We start from the raw sequence: 18,184 nt of genomic DNA on the forward strand, positions 1-18,184 counted from the left end.
AATGCCAATTTGCGGCCCGACGAGACCGCATGAGTGCGATGGATTCCAGCTTCGACGAGCCCGATTACGACTATGCCGCGTCCATCGCCGGACGGGCGATGCGGAGCATGGCCGAACAGCGGATTGCGCCGACCCCGGCCAATTTTGCCGTCTGGTTCCTGTATTTCGCGGGCGGCCATGACGATCTGCGCAATGCGATCGATCTCCTGATCGACCACAATCGTCCCTTCGACGCCCGAACCAATCAGGACCTGTTCAAGACCTATGTTGCGCCCCAGGTCAGTGCCGCCGTGGTCGACACGTCCGAGCGGCTGCAGGCGCTCATGGGGGCCGCGAAGGAGTTTCTGGCGACCGCGATCGCCGACAATCATTCGCAAATGCAGGTCATCAGCGAGGTGGCGGACCAGGGCAAGGCCGGCGTCGATCCGAAGGCGCTGGTTGCCCAGCTCATGAACGAGCTGGCGCGGGCCGCCACACGGGCGACACGGCTGGAAGCAGGCTTTGCGGAAAAGACCCGCGAGCTCGACGTGATCCGCGATTCGCTATCGAGGTCCGAGGAGCGCGCCCGGACCGACACGCTGACGGGTCTCGCAAACCGGCGGGCGCTCGACGAATTCCTGCGCAAGGCGCTGGCGACCGCGGCATGGGGCGAGTCGCTCAGCGTGCTGATGCTCGACATCGACCACTTCAAGACTTTCAACGACAATTTCGGCCACGGCGTCGGCGACCAGGTGCTGCGCCTGATGGCGAAGGTGCTGCGCGAAAAGGTTCGCGAGCAGGATCTGCCGGCCCGCTATGGCGGCGAGGAGCTGATCGCGGTGCTGCCGGATGCCGATCTCGCCACCTGTGCCGAGATCGCCGAGCGCATCAGGCACGCGCTCGCCGAGTGTACGATCACCCGCCGCTCGACCGGCGAGGTCCTGCCCAGCATCAGCGTGTCGATCGGCGTGGCGCAGTACCGGGCCGGCGAAGCGATCACCGATCTCATCGAGCGCTGCGACCGCGCGCTCTATCTTGCCAAGGGCAGCGGCCGCAATCGCGTGGTGACGGAGACCGAGCTCGATCGCGCGGGGGCCGTGGGGTAGCCTGTTGCGGGGCGTGGTGACGACGACGTTGGCCTTGGCTGACGATCAGCCAGCCATCATCATTTCGGCGGCGCCGGTCTCGATCGCCTGCACGCCGTGCTCGACCACATTGTTGCGGCCGCGGTGTTTTGCGGCGTAGAGCGCGGCGTCGGCGGCTTCGATCAGGTCGCCGGGACGCAAGGCCTCGTTGGGCTTCGCTGCGGCAACGCCGATCGAGACGGTGACGATCATGTGGGCTGAGGTGATGTGCGGCAGGCACAGCTTCAGCACGGCCGCGCGGGCCAGCTCGCCGATTTCCACGGCGCGGTTCACATCGGTGTTCGGCAGCAGCAGGCAGAATTCCTCGCCGCCATAGCGCGCCGCAAAGCCCATCGTGTCGGCGGCGATGCCGGACAGCGACTCGCCGAGCCTGGTCAGGCAGGAATCGCCTTCGAGATGACCATAGGTGTCGTTGAACAGCTTGAAATGGTCGACGTCGATCATCAGCAGCGCGAGGTCGCTGCCATATTGCTGCGCGCGCATCCACTCGAAGTCGAGCCGGCTCTGGAAGCCGCGCCGGTTGGCGAGCCCCGACAGCATGTCGATCGAGGCCATCACCGTCAGCCGGTCGTTACTCGCGATCAGCTCGCGCTCGCGCTGGCTCAGCTGCGCCGCCATCGCGTTGAACGCGCGGGCCAGCGGCACGAACTCGGCCGGCAGGCGATTGCGCGCCGCGCGGGCCGACAGATCGCCCTCGCCGAGACGCTTGGCCATGTCGACGAGCATCTCGATCGGCTTGATGACGAGCTTTTCGGCGGCAATCAGCGCGCCGAGCAGGACGAACACGACGACGAAGGCGAGCTGGAGATAGGCGGTGCGGATGTCGCGGTTGACCGCCGCGGACACCTTGTCTTCGTCGATGCTGGCGATCAGGCGGGCGTTGGTGCCGGAGATGCGGATGTAGCTGACCGCGCGGCGCGAGCCGTCGGCGGCGAGGAAAGACAGTGAGCCTTCATCCTGGTCGGAACGCAGCGCCCTGTCGGCGATCGCCGACATCAGCGGCATGTTGTCGAGCGGACGGCCGACCGCGCTGTGCTGATCGGCCGGAGCGGCCAGCACGGTGCCTGCGCTGTCGACCAGCACGGCGGTGATGCCGGCGCGGCCGCCCAGATTGCTCATGACCTTCGACATCCAGTCGAGATTGACCGTAGCAAGGACGACGGCATCGGATACGCCGCTGAAGGCGGACACCGGATAAACCGCCATCACGGTCGGCGTCGCCACGGGCCGCGACAGGATGAAATCGCTCAGCACGAAACGGCCGCTGGTTTGGGCCTGCTGAAAGTAGGGCCGGTCGCTCAGGTCGAGGCCGACATACATGTTGTTCGTCGCGCACTGGATGCGCCCGTCTACGCCCGCGATCAAAAGCGTGCGGATCCAGGGCAGGTTCGACGGCAGGCTTGCGCGCAGCACGTCGCAGCTCTTGCTGACGCCGCCGGCGGAGGCGCGAATGAAGGCCTCTGATTTCAGGATGGTCTCGACCGACGAGATCACCTCGCGCTGCGCATCGGCGCTGTGCCGCGCGACGGTGGTGAATTCAACGGTGGCCTGCGCGATCTGCCGGGTGCGGGTGTCTTCGAGCGAACGGATGCGCTCGAGCATCAAGGGCGCCACCAGAATCACCGCGAGCAGCGCAAGGCGCGCCCGGATTCCGAGAACCTGCTTGAGTTTCGCTCGTTTGCGGTTGAGACTGACGCTTGCCATCTTCGCTACCCACCCCGTCGGCCAAGGTAAAGCGAAGGGTTCAAAAACTCTTTCTTGAACTCGGTAAAATTGGACTTACCCAGGTTACGACCTTAATCAATCGACGTCATGACAGATGAAAACGATGGGCCGGTAACCGGCCATTCACCAAACGCGCTCGCCGCGGTCGAAGCCGAAATCGCCCGCGCCTGCAAGGATGCGCGACGCGATCGCGCCTCCGTGACGCTGATCGCGGTGTCCAAGACTTTCGCCGCGGATGCAATTACGCCGGTTATCGACGCCGGACAGCGCGTATTCGGCGAGAATCGGGTGCAGGAGGCCAAGGGCAAGTGGCCTGCGTTAACGTCTGTTTACTCGGGCATCGCGCTGCATCTGATCGGACCGCTGCAGTCCAACAAGGCGAAAGAGGCGGTCGCGCTGTTCGATGCGATCCATTCGGTCGACCGCCCGAGCATTTGCCAGGCGTTAGCCAAGGAAATCGAATCCCAGAACAAGCACCCGCAACTCTTCGTCCAGATCAACACCGGCGAGGAGCCGCAGAAGGCCGGCATCGCGCCCGGCGATGCCGACGCCTTCCTCGCCAGCTGCCGCGATACCTATGGGCTGACGATCTCCGGGTTGATGTGCATCCCGCCGGTCGACGAGCCGCCGGCGGCGCATTTCGCGCTGACCGCCAAGATCGCCGCGCGTAATGGATTGACGAATCTCTCGATGGGCATGAGCGCGGATTTCGCCAACGCCATCATGCTAGGTGCCACCCATGTGCGGGTGGGCAGCGCGATCTTCGGGCACAGGTGATTGCTGTCGGCGGGGGCAGTCTGGATTGCCTCGAGCCGGGACCCAGAGCAACACCGTACAGTGCGGCGAAATGGGCCCGGCTCTGCAGCGCACCGCCAAGGGCGCTGCGCTGCGTCCGGGGCACGAGCAGCGAAGCGCTGCGCTCGCAATGACGGTGGAGGGAGCCGCGCTTACACGAACCCCACCGACACTCTCCCCAGCACCCCAAAGTCCACCGCGAACTGATCGTCGGCGTGGATCGGCAGCGGTGGATGACACGTGCCTGTGGTCACCACCTCCCCTGCCCGCAAGGTCAGTCCGAGGCTGCGCAGCTCATTGGCAAGCCAGGCGAGCGCGGCGCGGGGATCGCCGAGCACGTTCTTGCCGTGGCCGACATAGCGCTCGCCGCGCAGCGTGATCTGTGGCCGCTCCTCGACGAGATCCATCGCACGCCAGTTCGCGGTCGTCGCCGCGCCCAGCACGAACAGATGCGCGCAGGCATTGTCGGCGATCAGCTGCGCCTCGCCCGCTCCGGCGAAATCGGCAAAGCGCGAATCCGGAATCTCGATCGCAGGATGGAAACTGTCGACGGCGGCGAGCACCTCGTCGACAGTGTAGGGCGTTGCACGCGGCGGCAGATCGCGTCCCATGCGGAAGGCGAATTCAGGTTCGCCGACGCGCATCTCGTTGCCCTTCATCGACGCAGTCCCGCCGTCGGCGATCACGGTGTCGCTCATGATGCGACCGGCCAGCGGACCCGTGACGTTGATGTGCTTCTGCCCGGAGACGCTCGTGGCCGCGATCTTCCAGCCGAACAATTTTCCACGCGACAATGTTTCGAGGCCGGCCTGGATGGCGTAGCCCTCAGTGCGGCTCTGTGGCCGCAGCCGCGGCTCCAGCGCGTCGAGCTTGGTGCCGTCGCGCCAATGTTGAAAGAGGATGCGCGAGGCGGCGGCGGTCTGATCCTTGTCGAGCATGTGCCTTCACCCGATGATGATTCTTGTTCGTGGTCCCAGCCGTCGCAGCAATTGCAGCATCGCAGATTTCGTCATGGAGACGCAGCCCGCGGTCGGGCCGAAATTGTCGCGGGCCAGGTGCAGAAATACCGCGCTGCCGCGGCCGGCGATCCGCGGTCGCGTGTTGTGGTCGATTTCGATGATGAAGTCATAGAGATGGTCGGCACGCTTGAGCCGGTCGCCGCCCTGCCCCTCGTCGAGCCGGATTCCCTGGTTGTAATGGCGGTCCCTGGGATCCTCGCACCAGGCGTCCTCTCCGGTGATGGTCCGGGCCGGCAGGAAGCTCCGCGGACGGCTGTGCCGGTCGCCGCGCCACCACAAGCGCCTGGGGCGGAAGCTGCCCTTGGGCGTACCGCCGTCGCCCTCGCGCTTGTTGGCCAGGATGCCGCCGCGCCCCAGCGCGACCGGTAGCGTCAGCGATCCCGCCGTCAGCCAGCCCCGGCGCGGATTCCCGGCCGCAGGCTTAACGCGGATCGCGGAGAGCGGTCCGGCGCTCCGGTTCTTGGTGTAACCAACTGAAGCTGCTTTATTTTTCATGTGAACGTGCAATGTCGAATTCATTACAGGACATTCATCAAACCGGCCTGCTATTCTGAGTTAGAGTGCTTCCGGCTTGTGAATCGGTAACAGCCCACTACTTCAACACGAACAACAATAACAACAGCGACCCCTAAACTTCCCTCACGGCTGGGTGCAGCATGGATGCGCGCCGAGTCGGACCCCAAAAGGATGACCCCCTATGGCCAATGCCCGCAAGATCCTGATCGTGGATGACGATACCGATCTGCGCGATACGTTGGTGGAGCAATTATCGCTACACGAAGAATTCGAAGCCTCCGCGGTCGATACCGGCGCCAAAGGCGCGAGCGCTGCCAAGGCCAATGCTCCCGATCTCGTCCTGATGGACGTCGGCCTGCCCGACACCGACGGCCGCGAAGTGGTCCGCTCCTTGCGCAAGGGCGGCTTCAAGGCTCCGATCATCATGCTGACCGGGCACGACACCGATTCCGATACGATTTTGGGGCTCGAATCCGGCGCCAACGACTATGTGGCAAAGCCCTTTCGTTTCGCCGTCCTGCTGGCCCGCATCCGCGCCCAGCTGCGCCAGCACGAGGCCAGCGAGGACGCGGTGTTCTCGGTCGGCCCCTACTCCTTCCGGCCCGGCTCCAAGATGCTCACCGCCGCCAATGCGCGCAAGGTGCGGCTGACGGAGAAGGAGACCGCCATCCTCCGCTTCCTCTACCGCGCCGGCCAGATGCCGGTCTCGCGCGAGACCCTGCTCCAGGAGGTCTGGGGCTATAATTCCGGCGTTACCACCCACACGCTGGAAACCCACATCTACCGCCTCCGTCAGAAGATCGAGAAGGATGCCGCCAACCCGGAAATCCTGGTCACGGAAGCCGGTGGCTACAAGCTGGTGCCGTGATACGCTTGAAGAGCGTGCGAATCGTTTTAGATCGCATGCCTTTGAGCCTCGGATCTGAATGTCAATCGACGACGACGTAGCGCTTCTCGAGCGTGTCCCGACATTGCGCCTGTTGGGAGATGCCTCGTTGCGCATGCTGGCGATCGGCTCCGAGCAGCGCAATTTCGTCCGCGGCGACACCCTGTTCAATCTCGGCGACGACGCCGATGCCGGCTTCGTGGTCCAGCGCGGCGCCTTCCGGGTCGATGACGGCGCCGGCGCTGAGATGATCGCAGGTCCCGGCGCGCTGATCGGCGAGCTTGCGCTGGTGGTGCCGATGAAGCGGCCGTCGAGCGCGATCGCGCTGGAGCATTCCTCCGTCATTCGCGTCGCGCGCAGCCTGTTTCAGCGCGTGCTCGAAAGCGATCCCGCCGCCGCGGTTCGGCTGCGCGACGAATTCGCGGTCCGCTCAAGCCAGATTGCCAGCGATATCCTGATGGCGGGTGCGAAGCTGACGTCGTAGCTTCCCGTCGTTCCAGGCGCGACTTCGTCGCGCCTGGAACGACGGCGGGGCTCACACCTCCAGCGTCACAGTAACAGGCACGTGGTCCGACGGCCGCTCCCAGCTCCGCGCATCGCGCAGAATCCTGAAATCGCTGACCGCATCCTTCAACGCGCGCGAGACCCAGATGTGATCGAGCCGGCGGCCGCGGTCGCCGACGGTCCAGTCGGCGGAGCGGTAGCTCCACCAGGTGTAGACTTTCTCCGACATCGGAATCCGATCGCGCGCGACGTCGACCCATTCGCCCGCGGCCAGCGCGGCCTGCAGCTTTTCGGTTTCGATCGGCGTGTGCGAGACCACCTTCAGAAGCTGCTTGTGCGACCACACGTCGTTCTCGTGCGGGGCGACGTTGAGATCGCCAACCAGGATGTGGCGATCCTCGCCGCGTGGATGCAGCGGCTCGCACGCCTTCATCTCGTCGAGGAAGCGAAGCTTGTGATCGAACTTCTCGTTCAGCGCGGGATCGGGAATGTCGCCGCCGGCGGGCACGTAGAAATTATGTATCACCAACGGCTTGGCGATATTGGCCTTCTCGCCGAACGATACCGAGATATGACGCGAATCCACCTTGTCGCAGAAGGTGCGGATGTCCGTGGATTCGAATGGGATCTTCGAGACGATGGCGACGCCGTGATAGCCCTTCTGCCCGTTCAGCGCGACGTGCTCATAGCCGAGCCGCTTGAAGCGCTTCAGCGGAAAGGCATCGTCGATGCACTTGGTCTCCTGCAGGCACAGCACGTCAGGCCGCGCGCTCTTGAGGAATTTCGCGACCAGATCGATGCGCAGTCGCACCGAATTGATGTTCCAGGTTGTCAGGGAAAAACGCATGGGGGATGCGTCTTAGCATGGATTGGCGCGGGGAAAATGCTTGTCCACAGGGCCGAATTCGTAGGGTGGGTTAGCCGAAGGCGTAACCCACCACGGTCTATTTCAGCGGAAGTGGAAGTTGGTGGGTTACGCTGCGCTAACCCACCCTACGCGCCGTCAACCCGGCGCCGGGCCGTAATTGGTGAAATCGATCTTGAACATGCCGGGATCGAGCTTCTTGCTCGAGTCCAGATTGTAGACCGCGATCGTGGTGTCGTAGCCCTGCGGATCGGTGACGGTCCACTGCTTCAACTGGCCGTCCTTGGCGCCGAACATCAGCAGCAGGCGGCTGGTGCCGACCAGCGCCTGCTTCTCCTCGATGGTGACGCTGACGAAGACGTCGTCGGCCGAGACGTTGACGACATTGGTGTCCTTCATCAGGTCGATGCGATCCGACAGCAGGAAACGCAGCGGCGTCTGCGACAGCGGATAGACGTCCTGGGTCGCGAGCTTGCGGTCGCGCACCACCAGCGAGGATCCGTCGGCGACGATGTCGATCGGGCTCGGCGCGTCGTATTCGAAGCGCACCTTGCCAGGTTTCTGGATGTAGAAATCGCCCTGCGTCTTGCTGCCGTCGGGGCCGACCTGGACGAAATTCCCGACCAGCGTCGACAGCGACGACAGATAGGCACTGACCTTGGCCGCCTGCGCCTTCTGGTTGGCATCGAAGGTCTGGAAGATACTGCTCGGCACGTTGCGGCGGGGATCCGGGATCACCGGATTCGGCGGTGTCTGCGTTGCGCCGGTGACAGCGGGCCCGCCGCTGGCTGCACCGCCATCGCGGCCCTTCGGCGCGGGTTTCGGCACGGGCACGGTCTGCGCGAACGACGACGCCGTCACCATCGCGGCGGTGACGAGCAGCACGCCGGCCACGCGCGCGCTTCGCGCAGCGACGGTGGCAGCAAATCGAATGTCCGGATGTCTGATCAACGCGTCGTCCTAACGTGGCTGGGCGTCTTTTAGCGTGATTTCGGGCAAAAGCAGATAACGATTTCGCGTGGAATGATGTCTGGAGGCGGCTGCCTCACATATGGCTGTCTTCTTCCTCGACCAGAATCTCGCGCTTGCCGGCGTGGTTGGCGGGTCCGACGATGCCTTCCAGTTCCATGCGCTCCATCAAGGATGCGGCGCGGTTATAGCCGATCTGCAGGCGGCGCTGGATGTAGCTGGTCGAGGCCTTGCGGTCGCGTTTGACGATGGCAACCGCCTGCTGGAAGAGGTCGCCGCCGCCGTCGCCGCCCATGCCGGTGGCGTCGAACACCGCGCCGTCCTCGTCCTCGGTGGGCTCTTCGGCCGTGACGGCCTCGAGATATTCCGGCTGGCCCTGCGTCTTGAGGTGACGCACCACCTTCTCGACTTCCTCGTCGGAGGCGAAAGGTCCGTGCACACGGCTGATGCGGCCGCCACCGGCCATGTAGAGCATGTCGCCCTGGCCGAGCAGCTGCTCGGCGCCCATCTCGCCCAAAATGGTGCGGCTGTCGATCTTGGAGGTGACCTGGAAGGCGATGCGGGTCGGGAAGTTCGCCTTGATGGTGCCGGTGATGACGTCGACCGACGGACGCTGCGTCGCGAGGATCACGTGCAGGCCGGCGGCGCGCGCCATCTGCGCGAGGCGCTGCACCGCGCCTTCGATGTCCTTGCCGGCGACCATCATCAGGTCGGCCATTTCGTCGACGATGATGACGATGTAGGGCAGTGGGTCGAGCGAGAGCTTCTCTTCCTCGTAGATCGCCTTGCCGGTCTCCTTGTCGAAGCCGGTGTGAACGGTGCGCGTCGGCTCTTCGCCCTTGGCCTTCAATTCGAGCAGGCGCGTGTTGTAGCCGTCGATGTTGCGCACACCGAGCTTGGCCATGTTCTTGTAGCGCTCTTCCATCTCGCGCACGGCCCATTTCAGCGCGACCACCGCCTTCTTCGGGTCGGTCACGACCGGCGTGAGCAGATGGGGAATGCCGTCATAAACGGAGAGCTCGAGCATCTTCGGATCGACCATGATCAGGCGGCACTGGTCCGGGCGCAGCCGGTAGACCAGGCTGAGGATCATGGTGTTGATGGCGACCGATTTGCCGGAGCCGGTGGTGCCAGCGATCAGCATGTGCGGCGTGCGCGCGAGGTCGATGATGACGGGGTCGCCGCCGATGGTCTTGCCGAGGCAGAGCGGCAGCTTCGCCACCGTCTCGGTGGCTTCCTTCGCGATCAGCAGCTCGCGCAGATAGACCTTTTCGCGATGCGCGTTCGGCAGCTCGATGCCGATGGCGTTGCGGCCGGGCACGACGGCGACGCGCGCCGACAGCGCACTCATCGAGCGGGCGATGTCGTCGGCAAGTCCGATCACGCGCGACGATTTGATGCCGGGCGCCGGCTCCAGCTCGTACAGCGTAACCACGGGGCCCGGATTGGCTTTGACGATTTCGCCGCGCACGCCGAAGTCCTGGAGCACGCCTTCGAGCGAACGCGAATTGGCTTCGAGCTCGGCCTTGCTGAGCGGCTGGCGATCGCCGGCCTTGGGCGCGGCAAGCACGGAGACGGACGGAAGCTCGAACTTGTCGGAGGATTTCTTGGCAGCAGCCTTCGGGGCAGCCTGCTTGCGCGGGGCGCGAGCGGCGGGCTCCTCCTCTTCCTCCTCGTCTTCTTCCTCTTCCTCGTGCTGGTCCTCTTCGTCCTCGTCTGCGGACTGCGGCGAGATCGAGGGCGCGGCGCGGCCGCCGCCGAGATTCGGCTCCTGGCGGCTGAATGCGACGGCCTTGGTCTTCGGGCCGCTCGAGACCAGCGAGCGGTAAGCGGCACCACACAGCCAGATCAGCCGCGCCTTCGTGCTCATCAGCGCATGGAACAGCCAGCCGAGCGACACCGAGCCCCGATCGTTCTCCTCGTCCTCGTCGAGCGGCTTGTCGTCATCCTCGATCTGCGCCAGCTCGTCGTCGTGCTCGCGGGCGCCAAGACCGCATGCGATCAGGAAGGTCGCGGCCATCGCGGCGAACAGGATCGTGCCCAGCACGATGCGATAGATCGTGCCGGCCGGGCCGAAAATCACTGCGGGCGCGCGCACCAGCGCATCGCCGACCACACCGCCGAGGCCGGTCGGCAACGGCCATGCGCCGCCATGCGGCCAGCAGCTGACGAAGCCCGCCGCGATCACGGTGCAGAGAATCCAGCAGCCGAGCCGCAGCGCTTCGCGGTCGAACGCGCGATGGGTCATCATCCGCCAGCCCCAGACCGCGACGGTCAGGACCAGCATGATGGCGCCGAGCCCGAGGATCTGCATCGCAAGGTCGGCGCCGATCGCGCCGGCGTAGCCGAGAATGTTGCGGATCGGCCTTGAGGTCGCGTGGCTCAGGCTGGGATCCTGCACCGACCAGGTCGTCAGCGCTGCCGAGGCAACGCCCGACAACGCGATCAGGCCGAAGCCGGTGAGCTCGCGCACGCGCCGTGCCAGCCCCTCGCGAATCGAGAGCGGCAGATGGCCGACCAGTGGAATGACACGTTCGATTGCCGACATGCTCATGGGCCCCGCCTAACCCAGAGTCTCGACCAGCCGGTGCAACGCCTGCGCCGTGGTCTCGCCATCCTGCACTAGCGCCAGGCGAATGTAGCCTGCACCGGGATTGAAGCCCTCGGGCTGTTGCCGTGCCAAGAAGCTGCCGGGCACCACGCGCACGCCTGCTTCCTTGAACAATTTCAGACACACCGACACGTCGTCGCCGATCTCGGACGTGTTGAGCCAGACGCAGAAGCCGGCGTCGGGCCGGCGATAGCCGTAGCGGTTGCCGATGATCTGGTCGGCGAGATCGAACTTGATCCGGTAGAGCCTGCGGTTCTCCTCGACATGCGCTTCGTCGCCGTAGGCAAAGGTCGCGACATGCTGCAGCGGCACCGGCACCTGAGGCGCGGCGATGTTGCGCAGCTCCAGGAACATGCCGATGAATTTCTTGTCGCCGGCGGCGAAGCCGACGCGCAGGCCCGGAAGGTTCGAGCGCTTCGACAGTGACTGGAACGCGGCCACGCGGGTGAAATCGGGGCCAGCGCATTCGAGCGCACTGCCCGGCGCTTCGCGAGTGTAGATCTCCGAATAGCACTCGTCGCTGAGGATCATGAAGCCGTGGCGATCGGCGAGACTCTTCAAGCGCGTGAAGTAATCGCGCGAGGCGACCGAGCCCTGCGGATTGGCGGGTGAGGCCAGATAGAACGCGACCGTGCGCGCCAGTGTCGCCTCGTCAATGGCATCGAGGTCAGGCAGGAAGCCGTTCTCGACGGTGGTCGGCAGATAGACGGGCTCGCAGGCTGCGGCACCGGCGCCGGCGCCATAGACCGGATAGAACGGATTCGGCATCAGGATGGCGGGTTTGCCGGGGCGCGGGCCGACATAGCGCGCTGCTGCGATCGCGGCGAGGAACAGCCCTTCGCGGCTGCCATTGAGGACGAGAATCTCGCTTTTGGGGTCGAGCGGCCGCGGCAGCTTGAAGCGCGATGATAGCCAGGCGCTCGCGGCTTGGCGGAACGGCTCGGTGCCCTGGTTCATCGGGTAACGGCCGAAATCGGCGATGTGCTTGGCCAGCACCGGGCCGACGAAATCAGGCACGGGATGCTGAGGCTCACCGACGGCGAGCGAAATCAAGGGCTTGCCGGGTTGATGCGGCGCCAGCAGCTCGTTCAGCCGGACGAAGGGCGAGCGTTCGGTAGCGGAGCTTCCACTGGCCTGCGGCGCACGGGATGAAGCGGTCATGACCATTCTGGGCGCCAGCACTCTTGGAACAGCCGGTCGCGCGAAGGCACCGGCGGGAAGCGGTTCAGTTCACCATAGATAGGGCGAGGTTAAGACGCGATTAACCATCGGCCGCCGCCTCCGTCCAGAGCAGGAATAATGAAGCCGGATAACAACGGGATGGTTCTCACCTCTCCCGCTTGCTGGAGAGGTCAGCGCGCTCGAAGAACGTTGCGGGTGAGGGCTCTCTCCTTTTGGGGAACCCCGCGGTGGAGACACCCTCTCCCCGACCCTCCCCGCATGCCGGGGAAGGAGCGCACCGTCATCGGGGCTTCAGCGCCCCGGCAGCCTCTCGAACGTCGCCATGCCCGCGGGGATCGCATGAAAGTCCTGCATGTCGCAGGTGTAGATCGCCATCTGCGGCTGGAATTGCTTTGGCTCGTCCAGTGTGCCGACCTTCACGACCACCGCCGGCAGGCCCGGAACCATGGTCACCAGATGGGTGCCGCACTCGGCGCAAAATTCGCGCGTGACGGCGCGTTCGAGATCCTTGCGGGTGAACTGCTTGGGCTGCCCCAGGATGTAGCTGAAGCCGGCCACCGGCATCGCGATGAAGGTGTTGGGCGCGCCGCCCGAGATGTACTGGCACTCGCGGCAATGGCACTGGGCCTGCATCATCGGGTCGCCTTCGGCCACGTAGCGCACTTCGCCGCAATAGCATCCGCCTTCCAAACGCATGACGACCTCCCCGATTATTGTTTCTTGTGGTCGATATTTCTGCGCCGCCAGTGCGGAATGGCAATCTTTTTCTTCGCTGCGAAATCAAAAAGAACGCTGCCAAAAAGAAAGGGGCTCCAACTTGCGCTGGAGCCCCTCAACGGTCAGGGCATTGCCGGGTATGTGCCCGAACCGTAGTTCTGAGCGCGATCTCCGGGGAGACCGCGCCCGGGAGGAGACTTACATGTTGTAGGCGCGCTCGGTGTGCTCGGTGATGTCGAGGCCTTCACGCTCGCTCTCGACGTTGGTCCGCAGGCCAACGATCACGTCGACGACCTTGTAGAGGATCGCCGAACCGATGCCCGACCACACCAGCGTGGTGCAGACGCCCCAGAGCTGGGCGATCATCTGCGCCGCGAAGTCGTAGTCGCCGACCTTCGGCGGAATCGCGGTGTAGTCCATGACGCCAGCGCCACCCAGAGCCGGGTTGACGAGGATGCCGGTGCCCAGAGCGCCGACGATGCCGCCGATGCAGTGCACGCCGAACACGTCGAGGCTGTCATCGTAGCCGAGCGCGTTCTTCACGACGGTACAGAAGAACAGGCAGACCACGCCGACGATGAGACCGAGGACGATCGCGCCCATGACGCCGGAGTAGCCGGCCGCGGGGGTGACCGCCACGAGGCCAGCGACCGCGCCGGAGATGACGCCCAGCACCGACGGATGACCCTTGATGATCCACTCCGCGAACATCCACGACAGCGCGGCGGCTGCGGTGGCGACGAAGGAGTTGGTCATGGCGAGCGCAGCGCCGCCGTTGGCTTCCAGGTTGGAGCCGGCGTTGAAGCCGAACCAGCCGACCCAGAGCAGCGAGGCGCCGATCATCGACATGGTCAGCGAGTGCGGAGCCATCAGCTCCTTGCCGTAGCCGACGCGCTTGCCGATCAGGAGAGCGCCGACGAGACCTGCGATGCCGGCGTTGATGTGCACCACGGTGCCGCCTGCGAAGTCGATCGCGTCCTTCTTGAAGATCCAGCCTGCGTCGGCCTTGATCTCGGCGAGCTTGGCCTCGGCCGCGGTCTTGGCCGCCGCGTCAGTGGCGGCTGCGAGCGCCTTGGCCGCATCCTGGATCAGGTCCGGACCCTGCCAGTACCAGACCATGTGCGCGATCGGGAAGTAGATCAGCGTGACCCAGAGCGGGATGAACAGAGCGATCGCCGAGAACTTCATGCGCTCGGCGAAGGCACCGACGATGAGGGCGGGCGTGATCGCCGCGAAGGTCATCTGGAAGCACACATAGATGAGCTCCGAGATGTTGGCGTCGACCGAGAAGGTCGCGGCCTTCGTATCGGTGGTGACGCCCATCATGAAGGCCTTGGAGAAGCCGCCGATGAAGTCGGAACCGCCGGTGAAGGTGAGGCTGTAGCCGTACACGGCCCAGATCACGGTGACGACGCAGACGGTGTAGAACACCTGCATCAGGACGGAGAGCATGTTCTTGGAGCGGACGAGACCGCCGTAGAACAGCGCGAGGCCGGGGATCGTCATCAACAGCACCAGCACTGTCGATGTCAGCATCCAGGCGTTGTCTCCCTTGTTGACCGTTGGCTCGGCGTAGGCTGCGGTCGCAGCGAACAGGCCGACTGCGAGAGCCGCCAATCCCGCGCCATAGGGACGCTTGAACGTCATATTATTCACTCCTGATTGGATAAAGGTTGAGCGCGAAATCAAAGGGCCGCGGCATCGGCCTCGCCGGTGCGGATGCGCACCGCGTGGTCGAGGTTGATGACGAAGATCTTGCCGTCGCCGATCTGTCCGGTTTTCGCGGCGGACGTGATGGCGTCGATGGTCTTGTCGACCTGGTCGGAGGCGACAGCGACCTCGATCTTGATCTTGGGCAGGAAGCTCACGGCATATTCGGCGCCGCGATAGATTTCCGTATGGCCCTTCTGGCGGCCATATCCCTTGACTTCCGTCACCGTGAGACCGTGAACGCCGATGGCGGTCAGGGCGTCACGGACTTCTTCCAGCTTGAATGGCTTGATAATCGCCATAACAATTTTCATGGGTCCTATCCCCGCTTGGGCCCGGTCCGGACGTGGCCGGGCGTTCTCGACTGGTTCGCCACGAGGGAGAAAGTTCACTACGCGGGCACAGCCAGGACCCTTAGAATCAAATGCCGTGCCAGATCGGGCGCGTTGCCTAACGGACTATGAAAACGGGGGTTTTCGCGGTGGACGGGTATTGCGGTGCAGTGCGCTATTCCGTCGCGCCCAAAACGTGGTCAGGCCTGCTCAAAATGCGAGCATGACAGGCTGCCGACACAATATTGCTCATGCGTCGGGCAGCTCAGAGGTAATTACGTAGCGCCGCCGCTTATTGCAGGGCTTCGCCGTGCTGCGAAATATCGAGCCCCTCGAGCTCGTGCTCACGGGATACGCGCAAGGGCACGAACAGGCCGACCAGCTTGAGCAGGATGAAGCTCACGCCGGCCGACCAGACGAAGGTGACGGCGACGCCATAGAACTGGATCAGGAGCTGCTGCGGGTGACCCTCCAGCAGGCCGGCGGTGCCGCCGATGGCGCTGGTTGCGAACACGCCGGCGAGCAGGGTCCCGGTCAGGCCGCCGATGCCGTGGACGCCGAACACGTCGAGGGAGTCGTCATAGTTGAAGCGGTGCTTCAGCCAGGTGCAGGCCCAATAGCAAACCGCACCGGCAATGATGCCGATGACGATACCGTGCCAGGGCGCCACGAATCCGGAGGCCGGCGTGATGGTGCCGAGCCCGGCCACCGCGCCGGAGATCATGCCGAGCACGGAGGGCTTGCGCCGTGTCGACCATTCGATCGCGCCCCAGGTCAGCGCACCGGCGCAGGCGGCAAGATGGGTGGCGATGATCGCCATCACCGCGCGTGAATTGGCCGCGCCCGCCGAGCCGCCGTTGAAGCCGAACCAGCCGACCCACAACAGGCCGGTGCCCATCACCGCGAGCGAAAGATCGAACGGCGAGAGATTTTCGGAGCCGTAGCCGTGACGGCGCCCCATCACCTTGGCGGCGACGAGGCCAGCGGTGCCGGCCGACAGATGCACCACGAGGCCGCCGGCGAAATCCAAGACGCCCATGCTGTTGAGGAAGCCGCCGCCCCACACCCAATGCGCCAGCGGAATGTAGACGAAGATGAACCAGGCGACGGAGAACAGGAGATAGGCGGAGAACCGCATCCGGTCGGCGACCGAGCCCGCGACCAGCGCCACCGTGATGATGGCAAACGTCATCTGGTACAGCATGAACAGCGATTCCGGGATGGTCTTCGCGGCCGGATTGACACTGTCCATGGTCATGCCGGCGAGAAACCAGCGGTCGAGCGTGCCGATCCACGGGCCGTCGCCGACGAAGCACAGCGAATAGCCGAACGCGACCCAGAGAATGGAGATGATCGTCACCGCGGCGAGGCTTTGCGCCATGGTGGCGAGCACGTTCTTCTTGCGCACCATGCCGGAATAGAACAGCGCGAGCCCCGGGATCGTCATCATCAGCACCAGCGCGGTGGCGACGATCATCCAGGCGGTGTCGGCGGTGTTGATCTCGGAGGCCGCGGCGCGCGCCGGCGAAGCCATGATCGACACAAGTCCGATCGGCGCAGCCATGGCAGCTGCGCGGCGCAAATATCCCGCCATGTCGTTCCCCCCAGCATAGAAATACGTCGCACGCTGTGGCGTCGTTGCCCGGCGCGATCGAAGAAGATGTATCAGGGCGTTTTCGAGCGAAGCGGATACCGGTTCGCGCCGGGAAAACGCGTCAAAACAATAATCTAGAGCGCGTCGCTGTCGGTTTCGCCGGTGCGGATGCGCAGCGCGTGGTCGATCGGCGTGACGAAGATCTTGCCGTCGCCGATCTGCCCGGTGCGCGCGGTCGCAGTGATCACGCTGACCGCCTTGTCGGCGACGTCGGAGGCGACCGCGATCTCGATGCGCAGCTTCGGCAGGAAGTTCACGACATATTCGGCGCCGCGATAGATCTCGGTGTGGCCCTTCTGCCGGCCATAACCCTTCACTTCGGTCACGGTCATGCCGTGGACGCCGATCGCCGTCAGGGCCTGGCGGACCTCATCGAGCTTGAAGGGTTTGATGATCGCGACGACGAGTTTCATGGTCAGGCCTATTCCCCGGGATGCGCCGCGCCGTATGTCCCCGGCGCAGCGTCAATCTGGCATCTTTCCGGGCAAATGGCATAAAAAAGTTGCAGACTGAAGCGGAAAAACGTCTGGCCATGTGAACGGCCGCCTCTGTACAGGGCAGCCGTTCATCCTTCACAATGCATTTTTGGCATGGATGCGGTGAACCCAAGCGTCCCGGCCGGTACAAACGTATGTTTGAGGGGGACGCTTCATGGCGAGTTGGTTCTACGCATCCGAGGGCAAGCAGCAGGGGCCCTTTCCGGAAGGGCAATTCCGCGATCTCGTCGCCCAGGGCGTCGTGCGCCCGGATACGCTGGTATGGTCCGAGGGCATGGCCGGCTGGCAGAAGGCTGTCGAAATCCCCGGCCTGATCGGCGGCGGCGGTGCGCCCCCGATGATCCCGGCCGGCGGCCCGCCGATGATGGGCTCCGGTGGCTATGCCGGCGGCGGAGGCGGAGGGTCGCTGTCGGTCGATTTCAGCATTCTCGAGTTCACCTGGCGCACGCTCGTGCTCGTGATCGGCTCCTGCTTCGTCATCCCGGTGCCGTGGCTGTTCGTCTGGTACACGAAATGGATCGTGCCCTGCATCAAGGTTCCCGGACGGCCCAATCTCAGCTTCACCGGCAACGCGATGACGCTGGTGCCCTGGTTCTTCGGCTTCATCGTACTGGCGATCGCGCTCGGCTTCGTCGGCAGCCAGCTGCTCTCCAATCTGCTGTTCATCGTCCAGATCGTGCTCTACTGGCTGCTGATCAAATGGATGATCGCAAACCTTGCTTCCAACGGGCAGCCGCTCGGTCTCAGCTTTACCGGTTCGGTCTGGGCCTATGTCGGCTGGAACCTGCTGTTTGCGATCTCCATCATCACCATCATCGGTTGGGCCTGGGTTGCCGCGGCCCAGATGCGCTGGTTCTGCCGCAGCATCGAAGGCACGCGGCGCGAGATCGTCTTCAAGGGCAGCGGTCTCGACATCCTCTGGCGCGGCATCGTGGCTGCGATCCTGTGCAGCCTGATCATCCCGATTCCTTGGGTGTATCGCTGGATCATGAACTGGTTCGCGTCGCAGACCGAGCTCGCTCCGCGGGGCGCGCAGTCGCGCATGTAACGGCTGCTGGCTTTCGGTAGCGAGCAGCCA

Annotated in this window: 17 protein-coding genes; 5 read left to right on the forward strand and 12 right to left on the reverse strand. The window is 64.5% G+C overall.

Annotated elements, in window-relative coordinates; genetic code table 11:
- The first annotated feature begins 38 nt into the window (after window positions 1-38).
- Entirely contained in the window at window positions 39-1,085 is a 1,047-nt protein-coding gene (locus AABA84_RS20940) for a GGDEF domain-containing protein (RefSeq protein ID WP_338313018.1), read from the forward strand.
- Window positions 1,086-1,130: 45 nt separating this feature from the next.
- Here the strand turns inward: AABA84_RS20940 and AABA84_RS20945 are convergent, their stop codons facing one another.
- Window positions 1,131-2,828, reverse strand: coding sequence for a diguanylate cyclase domain-containing protein (locus AABA84_RS20945; RefSeq protein WP_212243252.1), 1,698 nt, complete (start codon window positions 2,826-2,828; stop codon window positions 1,131-1,133).
- Between the two features lie 108 nt (window positions 2,829-2,936).
- On the opposite strand from AABA84_RS20945, the gene AABA84_RS20950 reads away from it, so the two are divergent.
- Window positions 2,937-3,626, forward strand: coding sequence for a YggS family pyridoxal phosphate-dependent enzyme (locus AABA84_RS20950; protein WP_338312956.1), 690 nt, complete (start codon window positions 2,937-2,939; stop codon window positions 3,624-3,626).
- A 170-nt stretch (window positions 3,627-3,796) separates the two neighbouring features.
- On the opposite strand, the gene AABA84_RS20955 is transcribed toward AABA84_RS20950, so the two are convergent.
- Both AABA84_RS20955 and AABA84_RS20960 read right to left on the reverse strand, forming a co-directional pair.
- Window positions 3,797-4,582 (reverse strand): 2-keto-4-pentenoate hydratase, encoded by a 786-nt coding sequence (locus AABA84_RS20955; RefSeq protein WP_338312957.1) that lies wholly within the window; start codon window positions 4,580-4,582, stop codon window positions 3,797-3,799.
- 6 nt (window positions 4,583-4,588) lie between these two features.
- Window positions 4,589-5,158, reverse strand: a complete 570-nt coding sequence (locus AABA84_RS20960) for a L,D-transpeptidase family protein (RefSeq protein ID WP_338312958.1) — start codon at window positions 5,156-5,158, stop codon at window positions 4,589-4,591.
- Between the two features lie 202 nt (window positions 5,159-5,360).
- Between AABA84_RS20960 and AABA84_RS20965 the strand changes: the two genes are divergently transcribed.
- Complete coding sequence (locus tag AABA84_RS20965) at window positions 5,361-6,047, forward strand: response regulator transcription factor (RefSeq protein WP_007598630.1); 687 nt, start codon at window positions 5,361-5,363, stop codon at window positions 6,045-6,047.
- A 58-nt stretch (window positions 6,048-6,105) separates the two neighbouring features.
- Window positions 6,106-6,549 carry a cyclic nucleotide-binding domain-containing protein gene (locus AABA84_RS20970; RefSeq protein ID WP_018323556.1) on the forward strand — a complete coding sequence of 148 codons (444 nt, stop codon included), beginning with the start codon at window positions 6,106-6,108 and terminating at the stop codon, window positions 6,547-6,549.
- A gap of 51 nt (window positions 6,550-6,600) precedes the next feature.
- Here AABA84_RS20970 and xth read toward each other — a convergent pair whose 3' ends face one another.
- The 9 genes from xth to AABA84_RS21015 all read right to left on the reverse strand — a co-directional run bounded on the left by xth (window position 6,601) and on the right by AABA84_RS21015 (window position 17,022).
- Entirely contained in the window at window positions 6,601-7,416 is an 816-nt protein-coding gene (gene xth, locus AABA84_RS20975) for an exodeoxyribonuclease III (protein WP_338308695.1), read from the reverse strand.
- Window positions 7,417-7,572: 156 nt separating this feature from the next.
- On the reverse strand, window positions 7,573-8,328 hold the full coding sequence (locus tag AABA84_RS20980; RefSeq protein ID WP_338313020.1) for an outer membrane lipoprotein carrier protein LolA: 756 nt from the start codon (window positions 8,326-8,328) through the stop codon (window positions 7,573-7,575).
- Window positions 8,329-8,479: 151 nt separating this feature from the next.
- Entirely contained in the window at window positions 8,480-10,957 is a 2,478-nt protein-coding gene (locus tag AABA84_RS20985; protein ID WP_338312960.1) for a DNA translocase FtsK, read from the reverse strand.
- A gap of 9 nt (window positions 10,958-10,966) precedes the next feature.
- Window positions 10,967-12,181, reverse strand: coding sequence for an aminotransferase class I/II-fold pyridoxal phosphate-dependent enzyme (locus AABA84_RS20990; protein ID WP_338312962.1), 1,215 nt, complete (start codon window positions 12,179-12,181; stop codon window positions 10,967-10,969).
- 306 nt (window positions 12,182-12,487) lie between these two features.
- Window positions 12,488-12,892: a GFA family protein gene (locus AABA84_RS20995; protein WP_212243229.1), complete on the reverse strand. Its 405-nt coding sequence runs from the start codon at window positions 12,890-12,892 to the stop codon at window positions 12,488-12,490.
- A 219-nt stretch (window positions 12,893-13,111) separates the two neighbouring features.
- Window positions 13,112-14,560 carry an ammonium transporter gene (locus AABA84_RS21000; RefSeq protein ID WP_338308691.1) on the reverse strand — a complete coding sequence of 483 codons (1,449 nt, stop codon included), beginning with the start codon at window positions 14,558-14,560 and terminating at the stop codon, window positions 13,112-13,114.
- Window positions 14,561-14,598: 38 nt separating this feature from the next.
- A complete protein-coding gene (locus AABA84_RS21005; protein ID WP_008142813.1) occupies window positions 14,599-14,937 on the reverse strand; it encodes a P-II family nitrogen regulator in 339 nt (112 codons plus the stop codon).
- A gap of 310 nt (window positions 14,938-15,247) precedes the next feature.
- Window positions 15,248-16,549: an ammonium transporter gene (locus AABA84_RS21010; protein WP_212243226.1), complete on the reverse strand. Its 1,302-nt coding sequence runs from the start codon at window positions 16,547-16,549 to the stop codon at window positions 15,248-15,250.
- Window positions 16,550-16,683: 134 nt separating this feature from the next.
- Complete coding sequence (locus AABA84_RS21015) at window positions 16,684-17,022, reverse strand: P-II family nitrogen regulator (protein ID WP_028176997.1); 339 nt, start codon at window positions 17,020-17,022, stop codon at window positions 16,684-16,686.
- A gap of 238 nt (window positions 17,023-17,260) precedes the next feature.
- Between AABA84_RS21015 and AABA84_RS21020 the strand changes: the two genes are divergently transcribed.
- Entirely contained in the window at window positions 17,261-18,154 is an 894-nt protein-coding gene (locus AABA84_RS21020; protein WP_338308689.1) for a DUF4339 domain-containing protein, read from the forward strand.
- Window positions 18,155-18,184: the final 30 nt, after the last annotated feature.

Source organism: Bradyrhizobium sp. TM239 (assembly GCF_036247985.1).
Classification (GTDB): domain Bacteria; phylum Pseudomonadota; class Alphaproteobacteria; order Rhizobiales; family Xanthobacteraceae; genus Bradyrhizobium; species Bradyrhizobium ottawaense.

Excerpts from the sequence above, each read along its gene's own strand:
- AABA84_RS20940 (WP_338313018.1), top strand. The coding sequence starts at position 39 with ATGGATTCCAGCTTCGACGAGCCCGATTACGACTATGCCGCGTCCATC.
- AABA84_RS20945 (WP_212243252.1), bottom strand. The coding sequence starts at position 2,828 with ATGGCAAGCGTCAGTCTCAACCGCAAACGAGCGAAACTCAAGCAGGTT.
- AABA84_RS20950 (WP_338312956.1), top strand. The coding sequence starts at position 2,937 with ATGACAGATGAAAACGATGGGCCGGTAACCGGCCATTCACCAAACGCG.
- AABA84_RS20955 (WP_338312957.1), bottom strand. The coding sequence starts at position 4,582 with ATGCTCGACAAGGATCAGACCGCCGCCGCCTCGCGCATCCTCTTTCAA.
- AABA84_RS20960 (WP_338312958.1), bottom strand. The coding sequence starts at position 5,158 with ATGAAAAATAAAGCAGCTTCAGTTGGTTACACCAAGAACCGGAGCGCC.
- AABA84_RS20965 (WP_007598630.1), top strand. The coding sequence starts at position 5,361 with ATGGCCAATGCCCGCAAGATCCTGATCGTGGATGACGATACCGATCTG.
- AABA84_RS20970 (WP_018323556.1), top strand. The coding sequence starts at position 6,106 with ATGTCAATCGACGACGACGTAGCGCTTCTCGAGCGTGTCCCGACATTG.
- xth (WP_338308695.1), bottom strand. The coding sequence starts at position 7,416 with ATGCGTTTTTCCCTGACAACCTGGAACATCAATTCGGTGCGACTGCGC.
- AABA84_RS20985 (WP_338312960.1), bottom strand. The coding sequence starts at position 10,957 with ATGAGCATGTCGGCAATCGAACGTGTCATTCCACTGGTCGGCCATCTG.
- AABA84_RS20990 (WP_338312962.1), bottom strand. The coding sequence starts at position 12,181 with ATGGTCATGACCGCTTCATCCCGTGCGCCGCAGGCCAGTGGAAGCTCC.
- AABA84_RS20995 (WP_212243229.1), bottom strand. The coding sequence starts at position 12,892 with ATGCGTTTGGAAGGCGGATGCTATTGCGGCGAAGTGCGCTACGTGGCC.
- AABA84_RS21000 (WP_338308691.1), bottom strand. The coding sequence starts at position 14,560 with ATGACGTTCAAGCGTCCCTATGGCGCGGGATTGGCGGCTCTCGCAGTC.
- AABA84_RS21005 (WP_008142813.1), bottom strand. The coding sequence starts at position 14,937 with ATGAAAATTGTTATGGCGATTATCAAGCCATTCAAGCTGGAAGAAGTC.
- AABA84_RS21010 (WP_212243226.1), bottom strand. The coding sequence starts at position 16,549 with ATGGCGGGATATTTGCGCCGCGCAGCTGCCATGGCTGCGCCGATCGGA.
- AABA84_RS21015 (WP_028176997.1), bottom strand. The coding sequence starts at position 17,022 with ATGAAACTCGTCGTCGCGATCATCAAACCCTTCAAGCTCGATGAGGTC.
- AABA84_RS21020 (WP_338308689.1), top strand. The coding sequence starts at position 17,261 with ATGGCGAGTTGGTTCTACGCATCCGAGGGCAAGCAGCAGGGGCCCTTT.